The sequence below is a fragment of the Nonomuraea sp. NPDC049695 genome, assembly GCF_040674955.1.
In the GTDB taxonomy this organism is placed as follows: domain Bacteria; phylum Actinomycetota; class Actinomycetes; order Streptosporangiales; family Streptosporangiaceae; genus Nonomuraea; species Nonomuraea helvata.
Genome location: NZ_JBFANV010000061.1, coordinates 32511 through 58901, shown reverse-complemented (window position 1 = coordinate 58901; position 26391 = coordinate 32511). Strand labels below are relative to the sequence as shown.

General features: G+C 70.7%; 23 protein-coding genes. 11 read left to right on the top strand and 12 right to left on the bottom strand.

Features of this window, described 5'->3' with window-relative positions; all coding sequences use genetic code 11:
• Positions 1–3 precede the first annotated feature (3 nt).
• Positions 4–906, bottom strand: coding sequence for a polyprenyl synthetase family protein (locus AB0J64_RS38445; RefSeq protein WP_364038719.1), 903 nt, complete (start codon positions 904–906; stop codon positions 4–6).
• A 394-nt stretch (positions 907–1300) separates the two neighbouring features.
• Here AB0J64_RS38445 and AB0J64_RS38440 point away from each other — a divergent pair, with 394 nt between their 5' ends.
• Both AB0J64_RS38440 and AB0J64_RS38435 read left to right on the top strand, forming a co-directional pair.
• The gene (locus AB0J64_RS38440; RefSeq protein ID WP_364038716.1) at positions 1301–2656 is read left to right on the top strand and encodes a cytochrome P450; all 1356 of its coding nucleotides are present in this window, start codon (positions 1301–1303) and stop codon (positions 2654–2656) included.
• Positions 2653–4182, top strand: a complete 1530-nt coding sequence (locus AB0J64_RS38435) for a prenyltransferase/squalene oxidase repeat-containing protein (RefSeq protein WP_364038713.1) — start codon at positions 2653–2655, stop codon at positions 4180–4182. The genes AB0J64_RS38440 and AB0J64_RS38435 overlap by 4 nt, the downstream gene beginning before the upstream one ends.
• Here AB0J64_RS38435 and AB0J64_RS38430 read toward each other — a convergent pair.
• On the bottom strand, positions 4179–5129 hold the full coding sequence (locus tag AB0J64_RS38430) for a terpene synthase family protein (protein ID WP_364038710.1): 951 nt from the start codon (positions 5127–5129) through the stop codon (positions 4179–4181). The two genes, AB0J64_RS38435 and AB0J64_RS38430, sit on opposite strands and share 4 nt — an antisense overlap.
• Before the next feature lie 282 nt (positions 5130–5411).
• Between AB0J64_RS38430 and AB0J64_RS38425 the strand changes: the two genes are divergently transcribed.
• Genes AB0J64_RS38425 through AB0J64_RS38410 form a run of 4 tightly spaced genes read left to right on the top strand, consistent with a single transcriptional unit; the run spans position 5412 to position 9109 of the window.
• Positions 5412–7748 (top strand): nitrate- and nitrite sensing domain-containing protein, encoded by a 2337-nt coding sequence (locus tag AB0J64_RS38425; RefSeq protein ID WP_364038707.1) that lies wholly within the window; start codon positions 5412–5414, stop codon positions 7746–7748.
• Entirely contained in the window at positions 7745–8164 is a 420-nt protein-coding gene (locus AB0J64_RS38420; protein ID WP_364038704.1) for a roadblock/LC7 domain-containing protein, read from the top strand. Before AB0J64_RS38425 ends, AB0J64_RS38420 begins: the two co-directional genes overlap by 4 nt.
• Positions 8161–8538, top strand: a complete 378-nt coding sequence (locus AB0J64_RS38415; protein ID WP_344993441.1) for a DUF742 domain-containing protein — start codon at positions 8161–8163, stop codon at positions 8536–8538. Before AB0J64_RS38420 ends, AB0J64_RS38415 begins: the two co-directional genes overlap by 4 nt.
• Positions 8519–9109: an ATP/GTP-binding protein gene (locus AB0J64_RS38410; RefSeq protein WP_364038701.1), complete on the top strand. Its 591-nt coding sequence runs from the start codon at positions 8519–8521 to the stop codon at positions 9107–9109. Before AB0J64_RS38415 ends, AB0J64_RS38410 begins: the two co-directional genes overlap by 20 nt.
• 304 nt (positions 9110–9413) lie before the next feature.
• On the opposite strand, the gene AB0J64_RS38405 is transcribed toward AB0J64_RS38410, so the two are convergent.
• Together AB0J64_RS38405 and AB0J64_RS38400 are read right to left on the bottom strand one after the other, a co-directional pair.
• Entirely contained in the window at positions 9414–10322 is a 909-nt protein-coding gene (locus AB0J64_RS38405; RefSeq protein WP_364038698.1) for a hypothetical protein, read from the bottom strand.
• 58 nt (positions 10323–10380) lie between these two features.
• Positions 10381–11226, bottom strand: coding sequence for an LLM class flavin-dependent oxidoreductase (locus AB0J64_RS38400; protein WP_364038695.1), 846 nt, complete (start codon positions 11224–11226; stop codon positions 10381–10383).
• Between the two features lie 74 nt (positions 11227–11300).
• Here AB0J64_RS38400 and AB0J64_RS38395 point away from each other — a divergent pair, with 74 nt between their 5' ends.
• Complete coding sequence (locus tag AB0J64_RS38395; RefSeq protein WP_364038692.1) at positions 11301–11765, top strand: MarR family winged helix-turn-helix transcriptional regulator; 465 nt, start codon at positions 11301–11303, stop codon at positions 11763–11765.
• Positions 11766–11799: 34 nt separating this feature from the next.
• Complete coding sequence (locus AB0J64_RS38390; RefSeq protein ID WP_364038689.1) at positions 11800–12213, top strand: DUF6157 family protein; 414 nt, start codon at positions 11800–11802, stop codon at positions 12211–12213.
• Positions 12214–12245: 32 nt separating this feature from the next.
• On the opposite strand, the gene AB0J64_RS38385 is transcribed toward AB0J64_RS38390, so the two are convergent.
• Positions 12246–12947 carry a TetR/AcrR family transcriptional regulator gene (locus AB0J64_RS38385; RefSeq protein ID WP_364038686.1) on the bottom strand — a complete coding sequence of 234 codons (702 nt, stop codon included), beginning with the start codon at positions 12945–12947 and terminating at the stop codon, positions 12246–12248.
• A 98-nt stretch (positions 12948–13045) separates the two neighbouring features.
• On the opposite strand from AB0J64_RS38385, the gene AB0J64_RS38380 reads away from it, so the two are divergent.
• Both AB0J64_RS38380 and AB0J64_RS38375 read left to right on the top strand, forming a co-directional pair.
• Entirely contained in the window at positions 13046–14476 is a 1431-nt protein-coding gene (locus tag AB0J64_RS38380; RefSeq protein ID WP_364038684.1) for an MFS transporter, read from the top strand.
• Positions 14473–14820 carry a nuclear transport factor 2 family protein gene (locus tag AB0J64_RS38375; protein WP_364038682.1) on the top strand — a complete coding sequence of 116 codons (348 nt, stop codon included), beginning with the start codon at positions 14473–14475 and terminating at the stop codon, positions 14818–14820. Before AB0J64_RS38380 ends, AB0J64_RS38375 begins: the two co-directional genes overlap by 4 nt.
• A 111-nt stretch (positions 14821–14931) precedes the next feature.
• On the opposite strand, the gene AB0J64_RS38370 is transcribed toward AB0J64_RS38375, so the two are convergent.
• Positions 14932–15918, bottom strand: a complete 987-nt coding sequence (locus tag AB0J64_RS38370) for a hypothetical protein (RefSeq protein ID WP_364038680.1) — start codon at positions 15916–15918, stop codon at positions 14932–14934.
• Between the two features lie 69 nt (positions 15919–15987).
• Complete coding sequence (locus tag AB0J64_RS38365; protein WP_364038677.1) at positions 15988–16878, bottom strand: NAD(P)-dependent oxidoreductase; 891 nt, start codon at positions 16876–16878, stop codon at positions 15988–15990.
• Between the two features lie 57 nt (positions 16879–16935).
• On the opposite strand from AB0J64_RS38365, the gene AB0J64_RS38360 reads away from it, so the two are divergent.
• A complete protein-coding gene (locus AB0J64_RS38360; protein ID WP_364038674.1) occupies positions 16936–19113 on the top strand; it encodes a beta-galactosidase in 2178 nt (725 codons plus the stop codon).
• A 13-nt stretch (positions 19114–19126) separates the two neighbouring features.
• Here the strand turns inward: AB0J64_RS38360 and AB0J64_RS38355 are convergent, their stop codons facing one another.
• The 5 genes from AB0J64_RS38355 to AB0J64_RS38335 all read right to left on the bottom strand — a co-directional run bounded on the left by AB0J64_RS38355 (position 19127) and on the right by AB0J64_RS38335 (position 26391).
• Positions 19127–21703, bottom strand: coding sequence for a glycoside hydrolase family 38 C-terminal domain-containing protein (locus tag AB0J64_RS38355; RefSeq protein ID WP_364038671.1), 2577 nt, complete (start codon positions 21701–21703; stop codon positions 19127–19129).
• On the bottom strand, positions 21688–22272 hold the full coding sequence (locus AB0J64_RS38350; protein ID WP_364038668.1) for an SIS domain-containing protein: 585 nt from the start codon (positions 22270–22272) through the stop codon (positions 21688–21690). Before AB0J64_RS38350 ends, AB0J64_RS38355 begins: the two co-directional genes overlap by 16 nt.
• A 157-nt stretch (positions 22273–22429) precedes the next feature.
• A complete protein-coding gene (locus AB0J64_RS38345) occupies positions 22430–23401 on the bottom strand; it encodes an ROK family protein (RefSeq protein ID WP_364038665.1) in 972 nt (323 codons plus the stop codon).
• Positions 23402–23509: 108 nt separating this feature from the next.
• A complete protein-coding gene (locus tag AB0J64_RS38340; RefSeq protein WP_364038662.1) occupies positions 23510–24550 on the bottom strand; it encodes a LacI family DNA-binding transcriptional regulator in 1041 nt (346 codons plus the stop codon).
• The gene (locus AB0J64_RS38335) at positions 24547–26391 is read right to left on the bottom strand and encodes an MBL fold metallo-hydrolase (protein WP_364038659.1); all 1845 of its coding nucleotides are present in this window, start codon (positions 26389–26391) and stop codon (positions 24547–24549) included. Before AB0J64_RS38335 ends, AB0J64_RS38340 begins: the two co-directional genes overlap by 4 nt.

Below are 26391 nucleotides of genomic sequence, written 5' to 3'. Positions count from 1 at the left end.
AGGTCAGTGGGCCCGGTTCACCAGCGAGGCGCAGAGGGCGCGCAGATCCGTGGCGCCCGGCAGGCATTCGTCCATGACCTGCAGCGCCGCGGCGAGGCGCCGGTCGGCCTGGGCCTGGGCGACGGTACGCCCGCCGGCCTGCTCCACCAGGCGGGCGGCGTGGCGGAGCGAGTCCTCGTCCGAGACACCGGCCGACAGGAGCGCGGAGAGCTCGCGGGCGGCGGGGTGGCCGTCGGCGAGGGCGGCGAGGACGGGGAAGGTCTTCTTGTCGCGCCGCAGGTCGGAGTACACGGGCTTGCCCGTGACGCGAGGGTCGCCCCAGATACCCAGCATGTCGTCGGCGATCTGGAAGGCCACCCCCAGGTCCAGCCCCATCTCCCACATGCGGTCGGCGAGCTCGGGCGCGCCGCCCAGACAGACCCCCGCGGCCGCGGCGGCCCCGAGCAGGCCGCCGGTCTTGCCCGCGGCCATCGCCGTGTACTCGGCGATGCTGACCGCGTTGGGCCCGTACCAGGGCCGGTGCTCGAAGGCCATGTCCGCGGTCTGCCCGTTGACGAGCTCGATCAGCGCCGCCGACAGGTACTTCATCGCCTCGGGCGACCCGGAGAGCCGGCTGACGGCCAGGGCCAGGAGCGCGTCACCGGCCAGGAGCGCCGGGCCCACGCCGTACGCCTTCCAGAGGGCTTCACGGTGCCGCCGCCGCTCGTCATGATCGATGATGTCGTCGTGCACGAGTGAGAAAGCATGCACCAGCTCGACCGCCACCGCTCCGGGGAGCGCCGACTCGGCCGTGCCGCCGACGGCCTCGGCGCTGAGCATGGCAATGGTTGGCCGCACGCCCTTGCCGCCGTCGCCGCTGCGCGGGCTGCCGTCCGCATCGGACCAGCCCAGAGCGAACGCGGCCATCCCGGCACCCCACGGGTGGAGATCCGAAACCGCCTCTCGCAGAGCCGGCTCGAACAGGCGCCGGCAGCGGGCCACGGCGTCGCCGCCCAAGGGTTGGCTGAGATTCAAACGGTGCTCCTACCCCGGTACGATCTTGAATCTACATGCATAAGCATGTGATACTCCACCCATAAATTGACATTTGTCAGGAAATGTCCGTGGCGTGTCACGGACACCGTACGCGACGAAGGGGGCACTCCTGGCGATGGACGTTGTCCCGCTTGGTCGCGAGCCACCACCCAACCCAAAATTATGACAAATCGGACATTTATCATAAATCATCATAAATCGTAGCAAGCTGTATTTCGCATCCAGACCGGCGATCGCCGCCATGCCGCATGCCACGGGAGCATCTGTGATCAGACCACAAGTCGTTCCCTTCTACCGGGCCATCCCCCGGCTAGTGAAAGACCCGGTCACCGAACTGGCCCGGATGGGCACCGACGCCGCCGGGCGGGTCGTCCGGCTCGACCTCGGCCCCTTCCGCCCTTACCTGATTTCGCACCCGGACCACGTCCAGCAGGTCCTCAAGACCGACTGGACCAACTTCGTCCGCGCGGGCATGTTCTGGCGGCCGCTGCAGCGTCTGATCGGTGAGGACAGCATCTTCGGCGAAGGGGAGGGCTGGGCGTCCGCCAGAAAGATCCTCCAGCCGCTCTTCACCGCGCGCTACACGGCCTCGCTGGCCGATGACATGGCCGACATCATCACCGAGTGCGTTCGAGAGCTCGACGACTTCGCGCGGACGGGCCGGCCGGTCGACGGCACCCATCAGATGGCCTCGATCGTCAACCAGACCATCATCAAGGTCCTGTTCGGTGGCCGGATCTCCCGCGACACGGCCGAACGGCTGGCCCCCGAGTTCGCCACGTGCGCCACGTCCATCGGCTTCCGGCTGCTCTTCCCCTTCGCCCCCTATTCGATCAAGGTTCCGGGCGACCGCGCCTTCCTGCGCTCCGCGAAGAAGATCGACGAGATCGTCTACTCCGTCATCGAGCAGGCGCAGAGCGAGGACAATCAGAGCAAGGAGATCGTCTCGGCCCTGCTCACGGCCAGGCGGGAGCAGGACGGCACGATCGGCCTGCGGCAGGTGCGCGACGACCTGGTGAACATCTACGGCGCCGCCGGGGAGACCACGGCCATGGCCCTGACCTGGCTGTGGTCGGTGCTGCACGACCACCCGGAAGTGAGCGCCCGGCTGCAGGAGGAGGTCGACCGCGTGGTGGGCGGCGGCCCGGTGCGGCCGTCGCACGTCGCCGAGTTGCGCTACCTCCGCATGGTCCTGGATGAGCTGCTTCGGGTCTATCCGCCCGGCTGGCTGCTCCCGCGCCAGACCGTGGCGGACACGGAGATCGGCGGCGTCCCGATCAAGGCCGGCTCACAGGTGCTGGTCAGCCCGTACACCACCCATCGGCTGGAGGAGTTCTGGCCCCGGCCGACGGAGTTCGACCCCGAGCGCTGGGCCGGCGAGAACGCCGAGCGCCGGCACCGCTACTCGTTCATCCCCTTCGGCGCGGGCCCGCACGTCTGCCTGGGCCAGCACCTGTTCTACGTCCAGGCACCCCTGGTGATCGCCAACATGCTGAGCAGGTACCGGCCGGTGCTGGCCAACGCACGGAAGCTGACGCCCGTACCGGGCGGAGCCACTTTGCGGCCCAAGGAGATGCTCCTGTTCCGGCTGCACCCGATCGAACGGAATCGTGCGGCGTGAGCATCGGCGAAGCAGCGGACATCATCGCGGAAGCGGGCGAACTGGTCACAAGTCTCATGCTCAGGCCGTGGGGGCAGGTTTCGCCCTCGGTCTACGAGACCGGCCGGCTGGTCTCGCTCGCCCCCTGGCTGACCGGCCACCTTGAACGCATCGACTACCTGATCCGCACGCAGCGGCAGGACGGCGCCTGGGGCGCGCCCGACGGGTACGGCCTGGTGCCGACCCTGAGCGCCACCGAGGCAGTCCTGTCCGTCCTGACGCGAGAGGAGCCGGGCACGGACCGCGAGGCCCTCACCGGCGCGGCGGACCGCGGCCTGCGCGTGCTCGTCACCTGGCTGAGCGGCCCTCTCGAGCTCCCCGACATGCCGGCGATCGAGCACATCGTGCCCTCCCTCGTCGCCCGCATCAACCAGCACGTCGAAGGCTTACCGGGCCAGGCCCCGATGCCGCTGCCCAAGGCCATGAGCTACGACACCCTCCACGCTGTCAGGTCGTGGGTCAAGTCCGGCGTCGAGGTGCCGGAGAAACTGCTGCACGCCCTGGAGATCGCGGCCGAGGAGGCCGCCGGCGCGCCCGGCATCCGGCCCACGCCCATCGGCAGCGTCGGCGCCTCGCCCGCGGCGACCGCCGCCTGGCTGGGAGAGCGCGGCGGGCACGAGCCGGCCCGCGGGCACCTGGAGACGGTGGTCCGATTGCACGGCGGCCCCGTACCCGTAGGGCTGCCCATCACCGTGTTCGAGCGGGGCTGGGTGCTGAGCTGGCTGCTCCGGGCGGGCGTGCCCGTCGAGGTGCCGCCGGAGATGGTGGCCGGCATCAGGGCGGCCATAGGTCCGGCCGGGACGCCCGCGGGGTCCGGGCTGCCCGCCGACGCCGACACAACGTCCGTGGCGCTGTACGCCCTGGCGCTGCTCGGCGCGCCACACGAACCGGACAGCCTGTGGGGGTTCCGCTCCGGCACCCACTTCTCCACCTGGCCCGGCGAGCAGGGCGTCTCGGTCAGCGTCAACGCGCACGTGCTGGACGCCTTCGGCGAGTACGTCCGCCGCAGGCCCGCCGCCGCACCCCACTACGACGAGACCATCGCCGAGCTGGCCGCCTGGATCCGCGATCGCCAGCAGCCGGACGGGAGCTGGACGGACCGGTGGCACGCGTCACCGTATTACGCCACCGTCAGCTGCGTGCTGGCGCTCGACGCCTTCGGCGGAGACGTCTCGGCGGAGGCGGTGCGCGCGGCGACCGAGTGGGCGCTGGAGACCCAGCGGCCGGACGGCTCATGGGGCCGCTGGGAGGGCACGGCCGAGGAGACCGCGTACGCGATGCAGATCCTGCTGCTCACTCGGGGACGTACGGACCCGCGGCGCCTCCGAGCGGCCGACCGGGGTCACAAGTACCTGTCACGCTCGACCGGCGGCGATCACCCTCCGCTCTGGCACGACAAGGACCTGTACGTTCCGCTTGCCGTGACCCGCGCCGCGGTGATCGCCTCGTCGCACCTCATCCGGCAGGCACGGGCGCAGGTGGTCTAGCCGGCATGAGCGTCGACATCCGCGGCCAGATCCCGGACGGTGTACGCGTGCGTGTCCCTGGCCATGTACCAGCCGCCGCTGAAGGACACGCACCTGCGCTGCCCGTCGGCCACGCCACCCAGCTCGGCGGGCAGCTCCGCGAGCGCCTGCACGAAGTCCGCGTTGAGCTCGGCGAAGTGCGCCGACACCCGTTCGACCGCCGTCTCCGTGCTCAGTCCGGCACGTTCAAGAATGAGCACCGCGTTCGGCTTGCCTTCGCTTCTTTCCCGCTGGAACGTCCTGATGTCATTGGCCAGTCGCAGGCACACCGCACCGAGATCGGTCACCCGCCCGGCGGTTCGCCAGTGGGCGGCGTCGGCGGGGACCGGGCCGCAGATCCCGAGAGCCGCCAGCCACCACGTGTGATAGAGGAACGTGAGGCCGGCGTTGGCCAGGTACTCCTCGTACGACGGCCAGGGCTCGCCGCCCGTCGCCCAGACGCGCTCGCGTGCCATGGCGGCGCCGGTGCGTTCGAGCTGTTCCATCAGGCTCGGCACGTACGCGTCGGCGCCGTCGTACGCACGGAAGCGGATGCACCATGCCTGCCAGGCGTGGAGCGCCTGTTCCATGGGCCGCGCCCTCGCGCCGGCCCCGAGCGGCGCGCCGGAGAGGACGGCGGACAACCGGTCGAACAGGGCGGCGACGTCACGGTCGGTCCAGTCTCCCGCGACGTTGTCGGCGATGTCGTCGACGCCGAACAGGATCGTGCTCAGAGCTCCGAGATCGGCGATCTGCTCCCGCCGCCCCCGAGGGAACGTGGCCGCGGCCGACAGGCAGCTGAAGGCCAGTCGGCTGGCCGAGCTGTCACCGTCGGTGAACAGGGCGCTGTAGGGGCGCAGACGCCGCGCCACGTCGGGGACGGAGTCGAGCGCGGCCTTCAGGACGTCGCCGCGGTCCTGCTGGGGCACCCCGGCCAGCTGATGCGACTGTTCAAGGAGACGATCTGCGAGGTCATTGCGAACGCTGAAATAGTGGGAGGCAGGATCGACCACTTGCGAAGGATACCGATTTCTGACCAGCATTGGTACAAAATTGACTAATATGGGTCAGTATCCGGGCATATGTGATTCCTGTTGCTTGAGAGGCGCTTTGCCAGTGCGCTAGAGTCCCTTGATCGAGACTTCGTACAACGTCGCCGCACGTCAGGTGGTCGGCACACAAGTTATGACTTTCACAGGGTGGGTTGAATAATGCGCCTCCGCAAGACGCGGCTGCGGACCAAGATCACGGCTCTGCTGCTCTCCCTGGCCGCCTTGTGGGTCTTCGCTGCATGGGTCACCCTCCGTGAGGGAGTCAACCTCCTGTGGGTCTCCCAACTCGACACCTCTGTAGCGAGCCCCAGCGATCTACTCCTCGTCGAGCTGCAAAAAGAGCGCCGGATTTCGATCCTGAGGCTGACTGAGAAGTCCGTCCAATCCCGCAAAGAGCTCGAAACCCAGCGTAAACAGACCGACCGCACTCTCGCCGCATTCCAGGAGTCGGCGACCGCGGGCCTGGTCAGCTGGGCGCTGGACGACCAGGGCGAGCAGCGGCTCGCCGAGGCGCTCAAGCGGCTGGAGTCACTCAAGGTGACCCGCAAGGGCATCGACGCGGGTCAGCTCAGGCGTGCCCAGGCGACGACCGCGTACAGCGACGTCATCGACGCTCTGTACGGCGTCTACGGCTCGCTGGCGACGCTCGACGACAAGGATCTCGCCAGAGACGTCCGCTCCCTCCTCGCCCTGAGCCGCGCCAGAGAGCTCCTCGCCAGAGAGGACGCGCTGCTCGCCGGCGCGCTCTCCGAGGGACGGCTGACCGCCGCCACGCAGGCGGAGTTCGGTCAGGCCGTGGGCGCCTGGCGGTCCACCGCCGAACAGGCCGCGACCGACCTGCCCGACTCCGAACAGGCCTACTACGACAAGCTGACCAGGGGCCAGTCGTCCGTCCAGCTCCAGAGCCTGGAAAAGCAGATCATGGAGCATGACCCGAACGCCCTGAGCCTGCCGTTCACCGGCGACGAGTGGAAGTCGGCGACCGAACGCTTCCTGACCGACTTCAACGCCCTGGTGCTCGGCGCGGGCGACCGCGTGGTGGACCGGGTCGTGCCCGTCGCCGTCAACGTGATCGTCCGGCTGGTCCTGGCAGGTGGCCTCGGGCTCATCGCCGTCATCGCCTCGATCATCCTGTCCATCACCACGGCCCGCGACCTGCTCGCCCAGCTCAAGAAGCTGCGTGACGCCGCCCACGAGCTCTCCGACGACCGGCTGCCCGGCGTCGTCGAGCGCATCGGCCGCGGCGAGGAGGTCGACCTGGCCAAGGAGGCCCCCGACCTGAACTTCGGTGACGACGAGATCGGCCAGGTGGGCCAGGCGTTCAACACCGTGCAGCGCACCGCGATCAGCGTCGCGGCCGAGCAGGCCGAGCTGCGCCGCAGCATCCGCGACATCCTGCTCAGCCTGGCCCGCAGGACGCAGGGCCTGGTCCACCGGCAGCTCACCGTGCTCGACGTGATGGAGCGCCGCGAGACCGACCCCGAGGAGCTGAAGGAGCTCTTCCGGCTCGACCACCTCGCCATCCGCATGCGGCGCAACGCCGAGAACCTCATCGTCCTGTCCGGCTCGACCCCCGCCCGTACGTGGCGGCGCTCGGTCCCCATGGTCGACGTCGTCCGCGGCGCCCTGGCCGAGGTCGAGGACTACACCCGCGTCACGCTGATGCCGATGGGCGACGTCGTGCTCGTCGGCCGCGCGGTCGGTGACGTCATCCACCTGCTCGCCGAGCTGATCGAGAACGCCGTGTCGTTCTCGCCGCCCTACACGAACGTGCAGGTCAGCGGCCAGCTCGTGGCCAACGGGTACGTGATCGAGATCGAGGACCGCGGCCTGGGCATGAAGCCCGAGGACCTGGAGGCCAACAACGCGCGCATCGCGGACCCGCCCGAGTTCCGCATCACCGGCGCCGCCCGGCTGGGCCTCTACGTGGTCAGCCAGCTCGCCAAGCGTCACGAGATCCAGGTGGTGCTCAAGCCGTCGCCGTACGGCGGGACGACGGTCGTGGTGCTGCTGCCGCAGGAGCTCGTACAGCTCGACCCCACGCCCGAGTCGCAGGACGGCGGGCCGCGGGAGCGCCTGCCGCGCAGGACGACGGCCGTGGCCACCGCGATCCGGCCGGTCACGGCGGAGAACGTGCGCACGCTCAAGCCCGCGCGCCAGGCGCCCGCTCCCGAGCCGCCCGCCCCTGCGCCGCCCGCACCGGCACCTTTGCTCACCCCTGTGGAACCAGCACCAGAACCAGAAACGCCAGCCGAACCGGAGCAGACGCCTGTGACCGAGTTCACGTCGAACGGGCTGCCCCTGCGGGTTCCCCAGGCCAACCTGGCGCCAGCGCTGCGGGACGACACGCCCACGCAGCCCGACTACGAGGAGGACGATGACGAGCGCTCGCCGGAGGAGATCCGCGCGATGATGGGATCTCTGCAGTCAGGCACGCGTCTTGGCCGCAGCGAAGCCGCCAAGATGCTCGACGAGCAGTCGAGAGGTGAGGCATGACCCCCTCGTCCGGCACCGATCTCAACTGGCTGCTCGACGACCTCGTAGGCCGGATCAAGGAGGCCGAGAACGCCATCGTGCTGTCCTCCGACGGCCTGCTGATGGCCTCGTCCGCCGGGTTGCAACGGACCGACGGCGAGCACCTGTCCGCCGTCGCCTCCGGCCTGCAGAGCCTGGCCAAGGGCGTCTCGGACCGCATCTCCGGCGGCGCCGTGCGGCAGACGGTCGTGGAGTGGAAGCACCAGTTCCTCATCGTGACCACGGCCGGCGAGCGGGCCTGCCTGGCCGTCCTGTGCGCGCAGAACGCCGACATCGGGCTGATCGCGTACGAGATGGCGATGATGGTGGCCCGGGTCGGCCAGTACCTCACCTCGGGTGCCCGCAACGCCGAGGCCATCGCCGGGGGCGACCGGTGAGAGGCACGGACGGACCGACGGACGAACACTGGGTGGATCCGGAGATCATCCGGCCCTACGTGGTCACCCGTGGCCGTACGCAGCCCGTGCACGGCCGGTTCGACCTGATATCCATGGCCCTCGCGGTGGGTCCGCCCCCCGGCCCCGACGCCGGGCTGGACCCGGAGCATCTGCGGATCCTCCAGCTCTGCCGCGAACCCAAGTCCGTCGCCGAGATCGCCGCGTACCTCGACCTGCCCGCCGGCACGATCCGGGTGCTACTCGGCGACCTCTTCGACCGCGAACTCGTCTCTGCGCAGGAACCACAATCCGAGGTGGACATGCATGACATGAAGATGTACAGGGCGGTGCTCGATGGTCTTCGGTCGCTCTGAGCGTCCGCGCCTGCCGACGGCGATCAAGATCCTGATCGCGGGCGGCTTCGGCGCGGGCAAGACGACGATGGTGGGCGCGGTCTCCGAGACCCGGCCGCTGCGCACCGAGGAGGTCCTGACCGACCGCGGGATCGGCGTGGACGACCTCACCTCGGTGGAGGCCAAGCGCACCACCACCGTGGCGATGGACTTCGGCCGGATCACGCTGGGCAACGACTACGTCCTGTACCTGTTCGGCACCCCTGGGCAGGAGCGGTTCTGGTTCGTCTGGGACGAGCTCGCCGAGGGATCGCTGGGGGCCGTCATCCTGGCGGACACCCGGCGGCTGGCCGACTGCTTCCCCTCGGTGGACTATTTCGAGCGGCGCGGCACGCCGTTCGTGGTGGCGGTCAACTGTTTCGAGGGGGCGCCTACGTTCGAGCTGGACGAGGTACGGCTGGCGCTGCAGCTGAACCCGTCGATCCCCATCATCTTGTGTGACGCCCGGAAGCGGGAGTCAAGCCGCGAAGTCCTGATCAGCTTGGTCAAACACTCGGCCCGCCTCCGCGCCGAACCAGTCGGAAGCAGCTAGGGTCGCGGGGCCGGAAAGCAAGGCCTTCCATGGGGGGGCGCTGCGCGCACGAAATTCCAGACAGCGCCTCCCATGGGGCTCCGCCCCTTTCGATCCCCGAACCCCCGCTCGCCATCGCCCGCCCGTTGCCTGGTTACCAGGTGGGCCTGCTGCAGCCCGCCCCGAGTGGTCCTCGCTGTCGCTCGGGCGAGTTCGATCGGGGGATCGAGGCCATGCCCCGACCCCTGGGCGAGAGGGCTTCCCGGCCCTCTCACGCTCTCCTGGCCTTGCCCGAGTGATCAAGCCCATCCGTCCGCTGGTCCGGCTAACGGCGCTGTGCGTCGGGTTCGTCGAACAGGTCCTGGAGGGTCTGGGCGGTGGCCGCACGAGTGGTCCAGGCTTCCAGTTGGGCGATATCGGCGCAGGCGGTGATCTGGGCACGTGCGTCCTCTGGGACGTCAAGACCGCGAGCGTCCAGGACCAGCAAGAGCAGCCTGACCGCCTCTTCCGCCTTGCCTTCCGTTTTCCCTTCCGCCTTGCCTTGTGCCAGGCCGCGGCCGAAGTGCTCGCGGGCGAAGGGGCTGTAGACCGGCCATTGGGTGGATGCGGACTTCATGATCTCCTCCATGAGGCGGCGGATCTCGGGCACGGACATGCTGTATGCGTATTCATAGTAATCCGGAGAGTGTTCGTCGGTCACGTCAGCCAGCGCAGCGGTGAACGCCTCGACGACCTTGCGGTCGCGGCCGTGGACCATGACCGACATGGCCGCGAGGTCTATGTGGGCGGCGGCCTCCTGGGGGTCGACGATGGCCGGGATCTCATCCGGCCCCAGCACCCAGGGCCGCAGGCGGTAGCCGGTCAGCCCGGACTCGATCGGCTGTGCGTAGTGGGCGGCGACTACGCGGTCTGGGCAGACGACCAGGACCGAGACGTCGCAGCCCAGCATCAGCCACAGGGCGGCGGCGTAGCGGGCGAACTGCCGGGCATCCTTGGTCTTGTCCTGCTGAATCTCCAGGATGATGGCATGAACCGGAGGGCTTTGCGGAGGTCCCAGGGTGATGACGAGATCGGCCTCAATGTCGTCGGAGCGGCGCGTGTTGAAGGTGGTCTTCTCCACCCACAACAAAGTGTCGGGCAGATCCACCCCCATGAAGTCACGGAGGATCTCCACCGCCAGTTGAGGGCGGTCGGCGAACATATTGATGAGTGCGTCATGTCGGGGGGACGACATGGCACTCATTGTCACATATAGAACACAGAGAGTGTCGAGAAATATGGAAATCTGCGCGTCATTGGGCCGGGATGGCGGCCCGTAGGACTGGGAGGACCTCCGTGGCCAGGCGTTCCGACTGCTCGCGCGGATCCGGCCCGACCGGCATGAAGTTCATCGACGTGAACCCCAGACGGGCGAAGCCGGCGAGCCGGTCGGTGATCTCCTGCGGCGAGCCCGCCACCACCGCGTCCCCGTCCGCGCCCTCCCCGATGCGGAACGGAACGTTGTACACGCACTCCACCGCCCGCCCGTGGGACAGCATCCGCTCCCGCATGGCGGCCGCCTGCTCCGGCGGGGCGAAGCCGAGGGACGGGATCCAGCCGTCGGCCAGCCGGCCGGTCGCGTCCAGGGCGCGCTTGCCGTACGTGCCGAGCCAGATCGGGATCGGGCCGGCGGGCTTGGGCTCCATGGCGGCCTCGTAGGTGTGGTAACGGGTGCCCTCGTAGGTGAAGCGAGGCTCCGACCACAGCCCGCGGATGATGTCGATCGCCTCCACCATGCCGTCGACCTTCTCCCGCGCCGTGGGCACCCCCAGCCCGAACGCCCGGAACTCCTCATCCGAGTAACCACCCCCGAGCCCCAGGATCAGCCGTCCGCCGGAGAGCCTGTGCAGGGTCTCGGCCATCTTGGCCACCATCGCGGGCGGCCGGTACGGCACCCCGAGCACCCGCGTGGCCACCCTGATCCGCGAGGTGGCGGCGGCGACCCAGGTCAGCATCGTCCACACCTCGTACGACGGCTCGCTCCCGCAGGGGTGGTCCGAGGCCGAGACGAAGTCGAAGCCCAGCTCCTCGGCCGCGCGCGCGTCCCCCACCGGATCGGCCCCCGGCGCGGCCGAGGCCGAGATACCCAGCCCGAACATGACTCTCTCCCATCGACAGGTTTACATGTAAACCTAGAACCAGGTTGGTTACACGTCAACTAAACTCGGGCGGCATGGAGCCGCGCTGGTTGGACGATGCCGAGTTCAGGGCCTGGATCGGGTACCGCAGGATGCGACTGCTCCTGGACGCCGAGGTCAGCCGGGACCTCATGCGCGACTCGGGGCTGTCGGCCCCCGACTACGACGTCCTGTCGGCGCTGACCTCCACCGAGGATCATCGGTGGCGGCTCACCAAGCTGGCCGATCGCATGCTCTGGTCGAAGAGCCGCCTGTCACGGCACATCTCCCGGATGGAGCAGCGGGGGCTGGTCCGGCGGGAGGAGTTCGAGGGCGACGCCCGGGGGGCGATGATCGTGCTGACGGAGGGCGGCCTGCGCGCCATCCAGGAGGCCGCGCCCGCGCACGTCGAGTCCGTCCGCCGCCACTTCGTCGACCTGCTCTCCCCCGAGCAGATCCAGACGTTGGGGACGATCGCCGAGACCGTGCTCACGCACCTGGATCCCGCGAAGGGCTCGTGACGAGCGGCCTCCTTTCCGGCCGCATCATGGAGTGGTGAACTATCTGGACACCTTGATCGCCGTGGCCGACGACTGTCCCGTGCGGAGCAGCGTGGTGCCGCCCGTCCGCGGCGGGAAGAAGACCGTCGCGGTGCTGCAGTACGAACTGCTCCGCGATCGGCCGTTCCAGCTGACCCAGGAGGACGTCCTGTTCATGTCCTGGCTGATGCGCCGGCCGGGTTTCGAGGACAAGACCGGCGAGGAAGTGGCCGCGCTGCGTGCCGCCTTCTTCGCCAAGGACCAGCCGTGCCTGCGGGCCTCGCCGCTGCCCAAGAAGTACGGGTTCGGCCTGCTGGCCGACGCCGAGGGCCGGACGGCCCTGTGCCCGATGGAGTCCGAGGAGTACAAGGCCGCACTCGAGAGCGGCAGTGTGACGGTCCTCAAGGCCTTCCGTTCGAGTCGCGGCTAGGAGGTCATGGGCAGGTGGGTCACCGCCCGGCTTCAGGCGGGTGGTGACAGACCGAGAGACGCGATCAGGGCGATCATCTCGTCGCGGTAGATCGCGGCAGGTTCGTGGGTGAGCGTGCGCAGGTGGCCGTAGATCTCCAAGGCGACCAGGCCGTGCAGGCGGCCCCACACCCGGATCGTGAGCGCCACCGCGTCCGGCGGCAGGCCGGGGAACGTGGCCTGGATGTCCTCCGCCAGCACCGGGTCGAAGTCGGACCAGCCGTACTCGCCCTTGTCCGGCCCGCGCCAGGCCGCCGCGACGAGACCGGTGAGCCCTCGGCAGGCCCGCTGCTCCGCCTCCTTCGCCGGGCCGTCCCCCGGCGGCTGGTAGCCGGGGACCGCGTCGCCGTAGATCAGGCGGAAACCCTCCGGATGGGCCAGGGCCCACTCCCGTACGGTCTGCGCCCAGGCCAGGATGCGGCCGCCCGGGTCATCGGCGGGCACGACGTCGCGGGCGGACTCCGCCGTGTCCACCAGCGCCGTGTAGAGGTCGGCGATGAGCGTGGTGACGAGGTCGTCGCGGGTGGCGTAGTAGCTGTAAATGGCCCCCGCGGTCATGCCCATCTCGCGGGCGATGGCGCGTAGCGAGATGGCGTCGGGGCCGCCGGCGGCCATGAGTTTGAGCGCGATCGCCTTGATCTCCGCCGTGGTCTCCGCGCGCAAACGGTCGCGCCTGCTCATCGTCTGATCGCCCACCCTTGACAGTCTACAGAGTTGGACTACTGTTCGGCATGCATACTTTGAACGGCGTGTAGAAAATGTTCGCCGTATAGATTCTGTCAGGGAGACTTCTCGTGACGCTTGCCGACTCTCGTGCGCCGACCGACGTGGGCCCTTCCGGGCGCAGGTTGGCACTTCTGGCGGTCACCCAGCTCATCGTGGCTCTGGACTACAACATCGTTTACGTGGCGCTCCCCGACATCGGAGCGGCCCTGGGCTTCAGCACGCGGTCCGTGCAGTGGGTGGTGAGCGCGTACGCCATCGGGCTCGGCGGGCTGCTGCTCCTCGGCGGCCGGGCCGTCGACAGGCTGGGCGCGCGGCGCATGTTCATGCTCGGCCTCTCGCTGTACGCCGTGGCCTCGCTGGCGGGCGGCCTGGCCACAGGGTCCACGACGTTGATCGTGGCCCGCGCCGTCCAGGGTGCGGGCGGGGCGCTGCTCACCCCGGCCACGCTCGCGCTGATCTACCGCGGGTTCGAGGAAGGCGCCGCACGCAACCGGGCACTGGGCGCGTGGGGCATGGCGGGCAGCGCGGGGCTGGCCGTCGGCTCGCTGCTCGGCGGTGTGCTGACCAACTACCTGGGCTGGGAGGCGGTGTTCTTCGTGAACGTCCCGCTGGCCATCGGCGCCGCCGCGGCGGCGCTCCGGCTGCTCGACCCCGACCCCCGGGCCACGTCTCAGCCGGGCGGTTTCGACATACCCGGGGCAGTGCTGGCCACGGCGGGCTCGACGCTGGTCGTGTTCGGCCTGGCGAGCGGACCGGAGGTGGGATGGGGATCGGTACGCGGCGCCGGGGCTCTGATCGCCGGCGCGGCGCTGCTGGGGTTGCTGCTGCTGGTCGAGGCGCGTACCGGGAATCCGCTGATCCCACCGCGGCTGCTGCGCCGGCGTGGCCCGGCCACGACGATGGCCGTGATCGCCGTGTTCCAGGGCACGCTGGGCGGCGGCTACTACGTGCTCACCTCGTACTTGCAGCCGGTCCTCGGCTACAGCGCTCTGGCGGCGGGTCTGACGTTCCTGCCACTCACCCTCGTCTGCATGGCGGCCGCGCTGAAGGCCGCGCCGTTGCTGCTCGGCAGGTGGGGAGTCCGTACGACGCTCAGCGCCGGGATGATCGGCGCCGGCGCCGGGATCGGCGTGCTGACCGCCGGCATGCCCATCGGCGGCGGGTTCTGGACCCTGCTGCCCGGCAGCGTCATCTGGGGGTTCTTCGGTGGCGTGGCCTTCGTCGCGCTGTTCGCCTCGGCCGGCGCCGGAGTGGCGCCCGAGCAGCAGGGCGTGGCCTCCGGCCTGGCCAGCACCGCCAAGGAAGTCGGCGGTGCGATCGGGCTGGCGATCTTCGTCGCCGTCGCCACCGCGGGCCCCGCCACTGGCACTGCCACCGGCACGGCCGCCGAGCTGCTCGGCGGGTTGCAGACGGCCGGCTGGGCGGCCGCGGCCGTCACCGCCGCGGGCGGCCTCATCGCTCTCGTCCTGGAACCGACCAAGAAAGGGATCACCTCATGATCAACGACCTCATCGGCACGTACCTCGACATCTGGAACGAGCGGGACGCCGCCGCCCGTGACGCCCTCATCAAGGCCGTGCTGACCGACGACTCGGTCTACTCCGACCCCGACTACGCCGGGCTGCGGGGTCACGCCGAGCTGTCCGAGGCGATCGGGCGGGCTCAGGAGAAGTTCGGCGACCTCGTGTTCAGCCTCGGCACGCTGATCGGCGCCCACCACGACACGGCGCTGTTCACCTGGCGGCTGGGCGCGCCGGGCTCGGACTCACCCGTGGCCACCGGCTACGACGTCGTGGAGTTCGTGGGCGACCGCATCCACCGTGTGGTCGGGTTCTTCGGCTAGAGATCAGCTCCACGCTGTCAGGCGAGGTCGGCAGCTACGCACTGGGCGTCTACGGCGGGCTACCAGCGGACCGCTGGTAGCCCTGCCTGGCCCTGGTGGCGCTCCGGCTCCTCACGTGGAGACCCGGCGAGCCGCGATCACGAGCAGGACGACCGCGCCGACCGTCATGATCGCGTTGCTGGTCAGGTCGGCCGCCTGGCTCGCGGGCACGATCACCTTCCACGGGAACGAGTGCCACGCGTACGTGAGCATGGCTCCCGCCGCGAGCGCCAGCCGGTGCGCGTCCGACCAGCCGGAGCGGTGCGACCAGCGCCGGACCAGGACGCCGACCGTGGCGAACAGTGCCAGGTAGATGAGCACGCTGACCCATGCCGGGATGGGGATCGCCAGCCACGGAGACAGCCCGGTGGGATCGACCGCGTAGAGGAGGACGAAGATCGCACCGGCCACCAGGGCGAAGGCGAACACCGCCCACGGGCCGGGCGCCCTGCCCTCGACCGTGGGGGCGCCGCGGCGCAGGCGCAGGCCGAGCAGCACGAGGGCGACGACCACCACGGCTGCGCCGATGTACTGGGCCGGGCCGGCGAACAGGCCGATCAGGACCATTTGGCCGACCGCGCCGCCCACGAAGTAGAGCGCGAAGAACACGGCCAGGGCCCAGAAACCGCGCTTCTTCAGCCACGGCGTGGTGCGGCGCGGGCCGGCCAGCGTCTCCGCGATCGCGATGGGGACGCTGATGCTCCAGATGGTGTGCACGCCCGCCATGAACATCACCCACGGCAGCCCCGTCCCCAGCGCGGGAACGTAACCGTAGTCGAGGATGCGCACGTGGTACCAGTTCTCGTTCCAGAGCGTCTGGGTGAAGAACGCCTCCTCGAACATTCCGTACGCCAGCGCGAACGCCAGCATGGCCGGCCAGCCGCGCCCGGTCCGCCGGGCCGCCTCTCGGATGACCAGGGCACCGGCGCCGTACAGGGGAATCGTGCTGATCAGCACCGGGACATCGCTGATCGCCATGTTCCCCATCAGGAACTCCGCGTCCATCGGCGCGATCAGGAACAGCGCGATCGCGGGCGCCACGCGAGCACGTAAGGGCATCTGGTGAGTCGTTGTCACGACTCCCAGATAACACCACTTCGAGTAAACTTACAACTGATGTAAGTTTATTCAGGCTGTAACAGCACGCCAGCCCTCCCGCGCGCTGGGGTACCGCGGCGTCCAGCCGGTGGCCGCGCGGAAGCGGGCGTTGCTGACCCGGAGGGAGCGGGTGAGAGACGTGAGCCGGTCACCGAGGAGCGCGGCGGCCCGGCCGGGGCCGCGCAGCCACGTGCGGGCGCCGGCGGCGCGGGCGAGCGCGTCGGCGTACGCGCGCTTGGTCAGCGGCTCGTCGTCCACGACGTTGTACGTGCCCGCGTCGGCCCCGAGCGCCGCGACCACCGCGGTGGCGGCGTCGGCCACGTGGATGGAGGACAGGAAGCCGTCCGGCCGGCCGAGCACCATGCCGACGTGGTGGCGGGCCTGGGCGAGCAGCTGCTCGCTGTGCGCGGCGCCCGGTCCGTAGAACCAGCCGAACCGCAGGACCACCCCGCACGGGGACCGGTGCGCGCTCGACTCGGCGGCGAAGTTCCCCCGGGCCATCGGGAAGTCGTCCACGGGCGCGTCCTCGTCGATCCAGCGCGCGCCCTGGTCGCGGTAGAGCAGGCAGACCGACTCCTGCACCATCCGCCCGACTCCGGCGGCGCGCGCGGCGTCCACGACCGCCGCCGACCCCTCGGCCCGTACGCGGTGGTTGTCGCGCTGCGCCCGTTTGCTCATGAACTTCGACATCGGCGGGATCGCGGTCGCCAGGTTGACCACCGCGTCGTGCCCCGCGAGCGTCGACGCCAGCTCCTCCCGCTCGAACAGCGACACCATGGCGGGGGTCGCGCCCTGGCCCTCCAGCGCGGCCGCCTTCTCCGGTGTGCGGGCAAGCGCGGTGACCTCATGACCTGCGGCGAGCAGCGCCGGGACCGTGGGACGACCGACCGCCCCGGTGCCGCCTGTGACGAATACCCTCATCCTGCGAGGCTATGACCCTCACCCTCCGCCTTCTCGGGCGGTGTGGACAATGGTCGGATGCCCGTACGACACACCCCCTGGGACCGGCCGGAGACCCGGCCTGCCATGGCCGGCGCGGAGGACCCCCGGCCCGGACTGGCCCTCACCGACCGCTCGCTCTGGCGCGGCGGCCGCCGGTGGATCCCCGTGACGGGCGAGCTGCACTACAGCCGGGTGCGGCGCGAGCGCTGGCAGGACGCCCTGCGCCTGGTGCGGGCGGGTGGGGTGGACGTCGTGTCCACGTACGTCTTCTGGATCCACCACCAGGAGCGCGAGGACCGGGAGCCGATGTTCGACGGCGGGCTGGACGTGGCCGCGTTCGTCCGCCTCTGCCAGGGCATGGGCCTCGAGGTGATCGTGCGCGTCGGCCCCTGGTGCCACGGCGAGGTCCGCAACGGCGGCCTGCCCGACTGGGTGCCCCCGGCCCGCCGCGACGACCCCGCGTACCTGGAGAAGGTGCGGGCCTGGTTCGGCCATCTGGGGAGGGAGCTCGGCCCGCTGTGCGGCCCCGACGGGCCGATCATCGGCATCCAGCTGGAGAACGAGCTGTACGACCAGCCGGGCCACCTCGTCACCCTGAAGCGGATCGCCCGTGAGTCCGGCCTGCACGCCCCGCTGTGGACGGCCACCGCCTGGGGCGGCGCCGACCTGCCCGTCGGCGAAGTCTTCCCCCTGTACGGCGGCTACGCCGACGGCTTCTGGGTGGACACGGCCGACGGCTGGGACGACACCTTCCGCGCCCACTTCCGCTTCTCCCACCAGTGGGACGATCCCGGCATCGGCAAGGACCTGTCCGGCGACCGGGAGGGCGGCGTCAAGCATCCGGACTTCCCCGCGGCGACGTGCGAGCTGGGCGGCGGCATGGCCACCGCGTACCACCGCCGCCCCCTGCTCGAAGGGGCGGACATCGCCGCGCTGGCGCTGACTAAGCTGGGCTGCGGCTCGGCCTGGCAGGGCTACTACATGTACGCCGGAGGCGCCAACCCGCGCCCCGGCCTGCAGGAGTCGCACGCCACCGGCTACCCCAACGACCTGCCGGAGTACGACTACGACTTCCACGCCCCCATCGGGGCGCACCTGCAGACCCGCGACAGCTTCCACCTGCTGCGCAACCAGCACGCCTTCCTGGCCGCGTTCGGTGACCGCCTGGCCGCCATGAACGCCACCATCCCCGACCAGGCGTCCCTGCGGTGGTCGCTGCGCTCGGACGGGCGCAGCGGTTTCGTCTTCGTCAACAACCACCAGCCGTACGAGCCGCTGCCCGCGCACCGGGACGTCCGCTTCGACGTCGAGCTCGACGGGGCCCGCGTCCGCTTCCCGCACCGCCCGGTGGCCATCCCGAGCGGCGCGTTCTTCTGCTGGCCGGTCAACCTCGACGTCCGCGGGGTCATGATCAACTGGGCGACCCTCGGCCTGCTGACGCTCGTCGAGGGCGACGTACTGGTCCTGACGAGGACGGACGGGATCCCGGCCCACCTCTCCCTGCCCGCGGGCACCTCCGTCAGCGGCCATCCGGTCCTGGACCGGGACGGCGAGGCGATCCTGGAGGACCTGCCGGCGAGCCGCGAGCTCCTCACCGTCGAGACGCCGGACGGGGCCCGGCTGCGCCTGCTGGTCCTCGACGCGGCCGACGCCCGGCGGGCCTGGACGCCGGGCGGCCGGCTCGTCATCTCCGACGCCGACATCGTCGAGGCCGACGGCGTGCTGACCGCCGTCACCACCGGCTCCGCCACTGTCGAGATCCTCACGGACGGCGTGTTCGAGCGCCACCAGCTCGATCATCCGGCGGCCCCCGCCCCGGTGAAGGTCGTGCGGACGGCCGAGGCCACGCCGCCCCCCGCCCGGCCGATCACCGTCCCGGGCCGCGCCTCAGCCCCCGATCCGGAGACGCTGGCCGCCCACGCGGCCCGCTACACGATCACCGTGCCGCCGGGCGGCGAGCGTACGCTGCTCCGCCTCGACCTGGTCGGCGACGTGGCGGTGGCCAGGGCCGGCGACCGCACGGAGGACCTGTACTGGAACGGCGGCCCTTGGGACATCGACATCTCGGGCGGCATCGAGACGGTAGAGGTCCTGATTTATCCGCTTACGTCGGATACGCCGGTCTGGCTGCCCGAGGCCGCACGAGGGGCCGAAGGCGCGCGCATCCTGGACGCCACCGTGATCGACTACCGCGCCGTACCCCTCCGCCGGTAAGCGCCTTGCTGGATCACCATGCTTCCACCGTGCACGCGCCCTTGCGGACGCTCAGCTCGACCAGGTCGGTCTCCACGGCGGAGAGCGGATCGTCGAGCGGGATCCGGAACGTGCGGATCTGGCCCGGCCCGAAGTCGGCCGTGAGCCTGATCCTGGCCAGCGGGATGTCGAGGGTCGCCACGCCGGACCGGCCCGTGGTCTCGACGGCCCTGACCACCAGGTCGCGCGGCGCGTCCTCGTGCAGCTTGACCGCGGTCACCATGACCTGGCCGGCGCCGTCGGCCAGATAGCCGCGCGCCGCGGGGAGCGGTCCGTCGTGGAAGCTCTCCAGCATCGCGCGTACCGGGGAGCCGAGCAGCGCGGCGCGGCGGGTCAGCCCGGCGGCGCGCCAGTCGCCCGCGTGCGGCACCAGCAGGTACGTGAACCGCTGCACCCCCTGGTCCTGGTACGAGTAGAAGCCGTCCGGGTCGAGCAGGCGCGGGTCGTGCCAGGCGTGGACCGGGCTGCGCACGGCGGTGATGCCGATGCTGTGGCCGCGCCCCGGCGACGGCGGGGAGACGTCGTAGCCGTGCTTGGCGTTGTTCACGACGGCCAGCCCGGCGCCCGCCCCGGACAGGTCCACCCACGACTGCGCGGGCTCTTCCGCGCCGTCGATCGGCCTGGTCAGGTGGCCGAAGGGGATCTCGTACGTGGCCACGGGGCTCTCCAGCGCGACCGGGAAGCGCAGCTTCATCAGGTGCGCCTGCTCGCGCCAGTCGAGCTCGACCCGCACCTCCACCGCGTCGTCCCCGACACCCAGGATGAACTCCTCGGCCATCGTGGAGCGGCCCCACTCGCGCTCGACGCGGATGCGGGCCCGCAGCGGGCCGCTCTCGCGCAGCACCACGCGGGTCGTGGTCATCGCCTCGCCCGGCCAGTCGTAGGACACGACGCGGTGTCCCCACGTGTCGGTCGGGTCCTCGCAGATCTGCGTGTGCTCGCCCGCCGCCCCGGCCACCAGGTCCACGCCGGTGCGCTTGTCGAGCAGCGCGGCCAGCCAGCCCGTCTCCGGGTCGATCTCCAGGCGGAGGACGTCGTTCTCGATGTGGTGCTCGGAGGCGGTCAGGCCGCTCGTGTACGGCGTCTCGCCCTGGCGGAGCCGGTAGAGGCGGTAGCCCAGAGCGGGCAGCTCCGCCTGGAACACGGTGGCGCCGCGTCCCTTGTCGTCCGTGGTGGCGACCGACTGGGTGCGCTGGCAGGGCACGTCCCGGCCGTCGGCGTCCACGACCCGCACACCGGCGGGCGCGAGGCCGTACTGCATCTCGACCCGGGTCGTGACCGGCCACGGGTGCGGGTTGAAGACCACCACCGGCTGGGTGCCGTCCTCCTGCGGGATGCCGATGTCGCGGGCGATCACGTTGTGGGCCCTGGTGATGATCCGCTTCGAGATCGCGACGGCCTCGCCGAGCTGGTCGCGGGCGTCGTCATAGGCGGGCTCGATGGCCGAGCCGGGCAGCACGTCGTGGAACTGGTTGAACAGCACCTGCTTCCAGGCCCGCCCCAGCTCCTCGCGCGCGTCGTGGCCCGCTACGGCGGCCCAGCGCTCGGCCGACAGCAGGGCCGCCTGCGCCCTGCGCTGCCACTGCTTGATGCCCGAGTGCGAGGAGTAGCAGCCGGCCGCGTGGTGCTGCAGGTCCTCGCGCCACACCGGCAGCTCGGCCAGGCCCTTCTCGCCGAGGCGCTTGGCCACCTCGTCGAAGTAGCGGCGCGGCGAGGACATCGTCAGCTCGCCGAACGTGCCCATCCTGTCGTAGCGGTGGATGGACTCGATGTTCGCCCTGGTGGGGCCGCCTCCGTGGTTGCCCACGCCGTAGAAGATCATCAGGTCGCCGAGCGAGCGGTCGAGCTGGCCGAGCGCCTTCTCGGTCTGGCCCGCGACCTCGCCGGGCGGGCTGCAGTACTCGAACGGGATCCGGTACGCCAGCACGCGGCTGCCGTCGCGGCTCTCCCACCAGAACATCGTGCCGGGCAGCTCGCTCTCGTGCGGTCCCGGGCGCAGGAAGCAGTAGGAGTCCATGCCCTGTCCGCGCAGGATCGCGGGGAGCATGGCGTTGTGCCCGAACGGGTCGACGTTCATGCCGACCGTGGCGGTGACCCCGAACTTCTCCTTCAGGTAGCGCTGGCCGTACAGGCCCTGGCGGGCGAACGACTCCCCCGACGGCATGTTGCAGTCGGGCTCGACCCACCAGCCGCCGACGTTGACCCATCGCCCCTCGGCCACCCTCTCGCGGATCCTGGCGAACAGCTCGGGGTCCGACTCCTCGACCCACGACAGCAGGACGACCTGGTCGCAGGTGAAGACGAAGTCGGGGTACTCGTCCATGCGGTGGATCGCCGACCAGAACGTCGCCCGCGCCTCCTGGTAGCCCTCCTGCCACGGCCACAGCCACACCGGGTCGAGGTGCGCGTTCCCGATCATGTGCAGGGTGCGGTCGGGGGCGGCCACCGGCCTCGGCGCCCTCGGGAGGCCGCGCGGCTGGCCGCCGGAGGGGGCGTTCGACAAGGGGGCCCTTGACCTGGGGTCGGGCCGGTCCTTCATGTGGCCGCCCATGCGTCGACCTTCTCGCTGATCATGTGCAGCATCAGTGTGTGGATCTCCTGGATGCGCGGGGTCTCGGAGGACGGAGCTAGGAGGAGGCGGTCGGCGAACTCGGCCGCGGCGCCGCCGTCACCGCCGCCGAAGAGTACCGTCACCGCGCCATTGGTCTGCGCGGCTTCCAGGGCGCTGACCACGTTCGGGGAGTTGCCGCTGGTGGTGAAGGCGGCCACGACGTCGCCCCGGCGGGCCAGGGCCCTGACCTGCCTGGCGAAGACGTCCTCGTAGGAGTAGTCGTTGGCGATGCACGTCATGACCGTGGCGTCGGTCGTGAGCGTCACGGCGGGGAGCGGGCGGCGGTCGCGCTTGTAATGGCCGACCAGCTCTCCGGTCAGGTGCTGCGCGTCGGCCGCGCTGCCGCCGTTGCCGAGGGTGTAGAGGGTGCCGCCACGGGTGAACGCCTCGATGAGCAGGTCGGCGGCGGCCTCCACGGCGGGCAGCAGCGCCGCCACGTTCCGCGCGGCGCTGACGTGGGCCTCGACATGCTGGGCCAGCACGGACGCCAGCCCTTCCGCCGCCACCACGCCCGCCCCCTCGGAGGATGGGCCCTCCAGAAGCGCCGCACCCGTGTCCGAGACAGTGCCCGAAAGAGACGCGGGGGCGGTTAGGCGTCCATCGCGGAGTGAGGGGTGCCGAGAGGTGGGGATCGCGTCCGATCGGGACGCGGGCACGGGCGTCGGGTCAGGCATGGGACTTCCCTGAGACAAGCAGGTCGTGGGCCACGGCGCCGGCGCCCACGACGCCGACTCCCGCGCCGAGCCGGGACAGCTCGATGCGGGCGTTGCGGGCGGCGGGCGGCATGGCGTCCCGCGCGACGGCGGCGCGGACGGGGTCGAGGAGCCGGGAGCCGGAACGGGTCACGCCGCCGCCGAGGACGACGAGCTCCGGCTCGAACGCGTTCACCAGATCCGTGATCGCGCTGCCGAGTGCCCAGGTGGTCTCGTTCCACACCTCGCTCGCGAGCGCGTCGCCCGCCTCGGCGGCGTGGAAGACGTCCTCGGCCGTCGGGAGCTCGATCGCGGTCAGGGAGGAGGCGCGACCGGCGGCGACGGCCTCGCGGGCGCGCTCGGCGATGGCGGTGCCGGACGCGTACGCCTCCAGGCAGCCCAGGCGGCCGCACGAGCACCTGCGCCCGCCCGGCCGGACCATGACGTGCCCCAGCTCGCCGCCGTTGCCGGCCGCGCCCCGGTGCAGCCGGCCGCCGATGACGGACCCGCCGCCGACACCCGTCGAGATCGTGAGGTAGAGCATCGTGGCGGTGCCGCGGCCCGCGCCGTACCGGAACTCGCCGAGGGCGGCGGCTGTGGCATCGTTCTCAAGCGCGGACGGCACGCCGAACTCCTGCGCCGCCATCGGCCCCACCGGGACATCGATCCACCCCGGCAGGTGCGGCGGGCATTCGAGCACGCCGGTCGCGGTGTCCAGCGGCCCCCCGCAGGAGATGCCGACGGCCGCCACGTCGGGCAGCCCGGCCTCCGCGACGGACTTCCTGCCCAGGTCGAACAGCCTGGCCAGGACCGGCAGCGGCCCCTCCTCCCTGCGGGTGGGGGTGACCTGCCAGCCGTGGATCCGCCCGTCGCCCGTGACCACACCCGCGGCGAGCTTGGTGCCGCCGATGTCCAGCGACAGAACGGGGGGACGATCGTGCTCCATGGGACCTCCGACCGGAACGAGCGCCGCGCAAAGGATTGTGACATCGTTCCCACACGGGATCCTAGGGCGCGCTTTCCCTGCGGGTCAACGCGCCGGATGGAAGAAAAGTCAGCCCACGGGAGGCGGTGCGGTGGACTCGCGGGCGACGAGCCGCACTCCCAGCACAGTGGTGACCGAGTCGGCGTCGGGCATCTCGATCCGCTCGTCCAGCCTGCGCACGGCGGCCGCGCCGAGGTTGAACGTGTCCTGGGCGACGGCGCTGACCTGGGGCGAGACCATGCTCATCCACGGCGCGTCGTCGAAGGCCACAAGGCTGATCTCCTCGGGCGCCCGCAGCCCCAGCTCGCCGATCGCCCGCCAGACGCCCTCGGCGAGCACGTTGTTGGCAGCGAAGACGGCAGTGGGCCGGTCGGGCCCGGACAGCATGTCGAGCGCCCTGCGCCGCGAGTCGGCCACGTCCCAGCCCGACGCCACGACCAGATCGGGATCGACCTTGATGTCGGCCGCGCCGAGCGCCTCCAGATAGCCGTGATACCTCTCGTAGCCGGTGGTCCAGTCGGTCTCGTCGATGAACAGCGCGATCCTGCGATGGCCCAGCTCGACCAGATGGGTCGTGGCGGTGCGGGCGCCGACGCGGTTGCCGACCACGACGCCGTCGGTCGAGCCCGCCGCGAACTGCCGGTCCACCTCGACGACCGGGATGCCGTGGGAGCCGAGATAGGTGGACACGGCCGGAGAGTTGGGCGTCACGATCACCCCGGCCACCCTGAGCGCGACGAGCGCCTCGGCAGCCTCGCTCTCCGTCTCGGCCGACAGGCTCGTGTCCGCCAGCACCATCGTGTAGCCGCGCTCGCGGGCCTCGCTGCTGGCCCCCGCGGCCAGCTCCGCGTAGAACGGGTTGCGCAGGTCGCTCACCAGGACGCCGACCGACCTGCTCACCTGCTGTTTGAGCGTGCGGGCCATCACGTCGGGCACGTAGCCGAGCTCGGCCGCCGCCCGCAGCACGCGCTCGCGCACGTCGCTGGCGGCATAGCCGCGCCCGGTCAGGGCCCGCGAGACGGTCGAGCGCGAGACTCCGGCGGCCTCCGCCACGTCCTTGATCGTGGGCCGCCTGGAACGGCTGAGGGGGCCGCGCCGCTCTGTGGTCATCGAATCCCTTCCCCGACCACGTCGACCAGCGCCTCCGCGTGCTGCCCGAGGCGCAGATCGCCGATGGTCAAGTCGACTGCGAGGCGAACGCGGCGTCGCGGCACGACGTCCGCGCCAAGACGGAGATGTATCTGCTCCATACCCCCTCCAGGGAGCCTTAGCGTCACAGACCCCTGCTCGAGGCGCCAGCCCGGCGGGACGACCGGCTCGATGGTGGCCAGGGCCTTGTCCGGCCACGGGTTGCGTACGGTGACCGTCAGCGTGAGCTCGCCGCCCGCGGGGACGCTCGCATAGTACGGGGTCAGGCGGCACAGCACGCCGTCGGCCCCGAGGTCGAGGCGGTCGAGCGGGAGCAGGTCATGGTGGAGCGCGACGAGCTCCTCGCCGCGCTCGGTCATCATGTGCAGGTAGTCGTCGTCCACCCAGCGGGGCCGCCAGTGGCCGCTGACCATCAGGTCAGGGCGCAGGCGCCGGTAGAGAGCGGCGCTCTTCCGGTAGTCCTCGATCTGGAACCGGTTCTTGTACTGAAAATTCAGGATCTCCTGGCGTTCACCCGGAATGCCCATACCGTCCTGCTGGTCGCCGGTGACGAGCACCCGGTGCCCGTCCACCTGGAACTCGTACGCCGCCGCGAACAACGTGTGCCCCGGCAGGTCGTGCACGGTGATCTCGTACTCGCGCCAGCGCACCGTCTCCCCCAGGCCGAGCACCCGGTCGGCGGGGATGGGCTCGAACCACTGGCACGGCAGGTCGTGGTGGAGCGGCGTGGCCAGGATGGGGGCCATGTGGGAAGGCGCCCAGATCTCGGTGCCCTCGACGTCGCGCAGCAGCGGCATGCCCGCCACGTGGTCGTCGTGGTAGTGGGTGGGCAGGGCGACCTCGACGCTCGTGACGCCGTAGTGCTCGCGCAGCGCGGGCATGGAGGCCAGCCAGGGGCGGCGGGCCGCACGGGAGGTGTTGTGCACGAGGCCGGTGGACATGTCGTAGCCGAAGTCGAACACCATGGCCGCGCCCGACTCCGACAGCAGCACGTAGCTGTGGGACTGGCTGCTCCTGTTCATGAGCAGGTGGGGGGTCACCTGGATGAAGGGGTTGGCCAGCAGCCCTCTGACGTCCCAGGGGTGGGGGCGGCGGAAGTCGACGTACCGCTGCATGGCGGTGGAGAGCTGCTCGAGCGCCTCCTGGGGGTCGGTCATCGGCTCGCCGTGCGAGGGCAGCAGCACGCCGAGCTCCTCCCGCCGCAGCAGCTCGGAGCTCAGGATGACCATGGCGGGGCCCTCGTTCTCGGTGTACGACCACTGGGTGGCGGCCAGCGACCACACCTTTCCAGGGGCGTAGATGAGATCACCGGTGAACGCGGCCTGCCCGACGATGTACGTCACGGACCCGGGGGTGTGCCCTGGCGTGGGCAGGACCCGTACGTCTATCCCTCCGTAGTTCGCCGTCCGGTATTCGGGCACGACGCCGTCGACCGGCACGGGGTCGAGCAGCGAGAACCGGTCGTCGCGCAGGTCGTAGTCGTTGCTGATCTGCCGGCCCGTCCACATCTGGTCGACCCGCTCGAACAGGTCGCGCTCGACGGGCGGCACGTGCACCCGGACACCGGACTCGACTGCTCTCCACAGTCCTTGGGCCTGGTCGCGGTGGTGGTGCGTCATCAGGACGTCGGTGAGGCGGTCGAGGCCGAGCTCGCCGAGGAGGTCCAGCGCGCGGCCCGAACCGAAGTCGACGGCGATCCCCGTGCGTTCCTCTCCTCCGGCAGGAGCGGCGATGACGTAGACGTTGCAGGTGTCCGCGATGCGGAAGACACCGGGGACAACTTCGGTCACATCGTTGCTCAC

Coding starts and splice junctions, on each gene's coding strand:
- AB0J64_RS38340 (WP_364038662.1), bottom strand. CDS start 24,550: ATGACCACAGAGCGGCGCGGCCCCCTCAGCCGTTCCAGGCGGCCCACG.
- AB0J64_RS38360 (WP_364038674.1), top strand. CDS start 16,936: ATGCCCGTACGACACACCCCCTGGGACCGGCCGGAGACCCGGCCTGCC.
- AB0J64_RS38355 (WP_364038671.1), bottom strand. CDS start 21,703: ATGGGCGGCCACATGAAGGACCGGCCCGACCCCAGGTCAAGGGCCCCC.
- AB0J64_RS38425 (WP_364038707.1), top strand. CDS start 5,412: ATGCGCCTCCGCAAGACGCGGCTGCGGACCAAGATCACGGCTCTGCTG.
- AB0J64_RS38410 (WP_364038701.1), top strand. CDS start 8,519: ATGGTCTTCGGTCGCTCTGAGCGTCCGCGCCTGCCGACGGCGATCAAG.
- AB0J64_RS38405 (WP_364038698.1), bottom strand. CDS start 10,322: ATGTCGTCCCCCCGACATGACGCACTCATCAATATGTTCGCCGACCGC.
- AB0J64_RS38420 (WP_364038704.1), top strand. CDS start 7,745: ATGACCCCCTCGTCCGGCACCGATCTCAACTGGCTGCTCGACGACCTC.
- AB0J64_RS38445 (WP_364038719.1), bottom strand. CDS start 906: ATGGCCGCGTTCGCTCTGGGCTGGTCCGATGCGGACGGCAGCCCGCGC.
- AB0J64_RS38370 (WP_364038680.1), bottom strand. CDS start 15,918: ATGCCCTTACGTGCTCGCGTGGCGCCCGCGATCGCGCTGTTCCTGATC.
- AB0J64_RS38375 (WP_364038682.1), top strand. CDS start 14,473: ATGATCAACGACCTCATCGGCACGTACCTCGACATCTGGAACGAGCGG.
- AB0J64_RS38400 (WP_364038695.1), bottom strand. CDS start 11,226: ATGTTCGGGCTGGGTATCTCGGCCTCGGCCGCGCCGGGGGCCGATCCG.
- AB0J64_RS38395 (WP_364038692.1), top strand. CDS start 11,301: ATGGAGCCGCGCTGGTTGGACGATGCCGAGTTCAGGGCCTGGATCGGG.
- AB0J64_RS38345 (WP_364038665.1), bottom strand. CDS start 23,401: ATGGAGCACGATCGTCCCCCCGTTCTGTCGCTGGACATCGGCGGCACC.
- AB0J64_RS38365 (WP_364038677.1), bottom strand. CDS start 16,878: ATGAGGGTATTCGTCACAGGCGGCACCGGGGCGGTCGGTCGTCCCACG.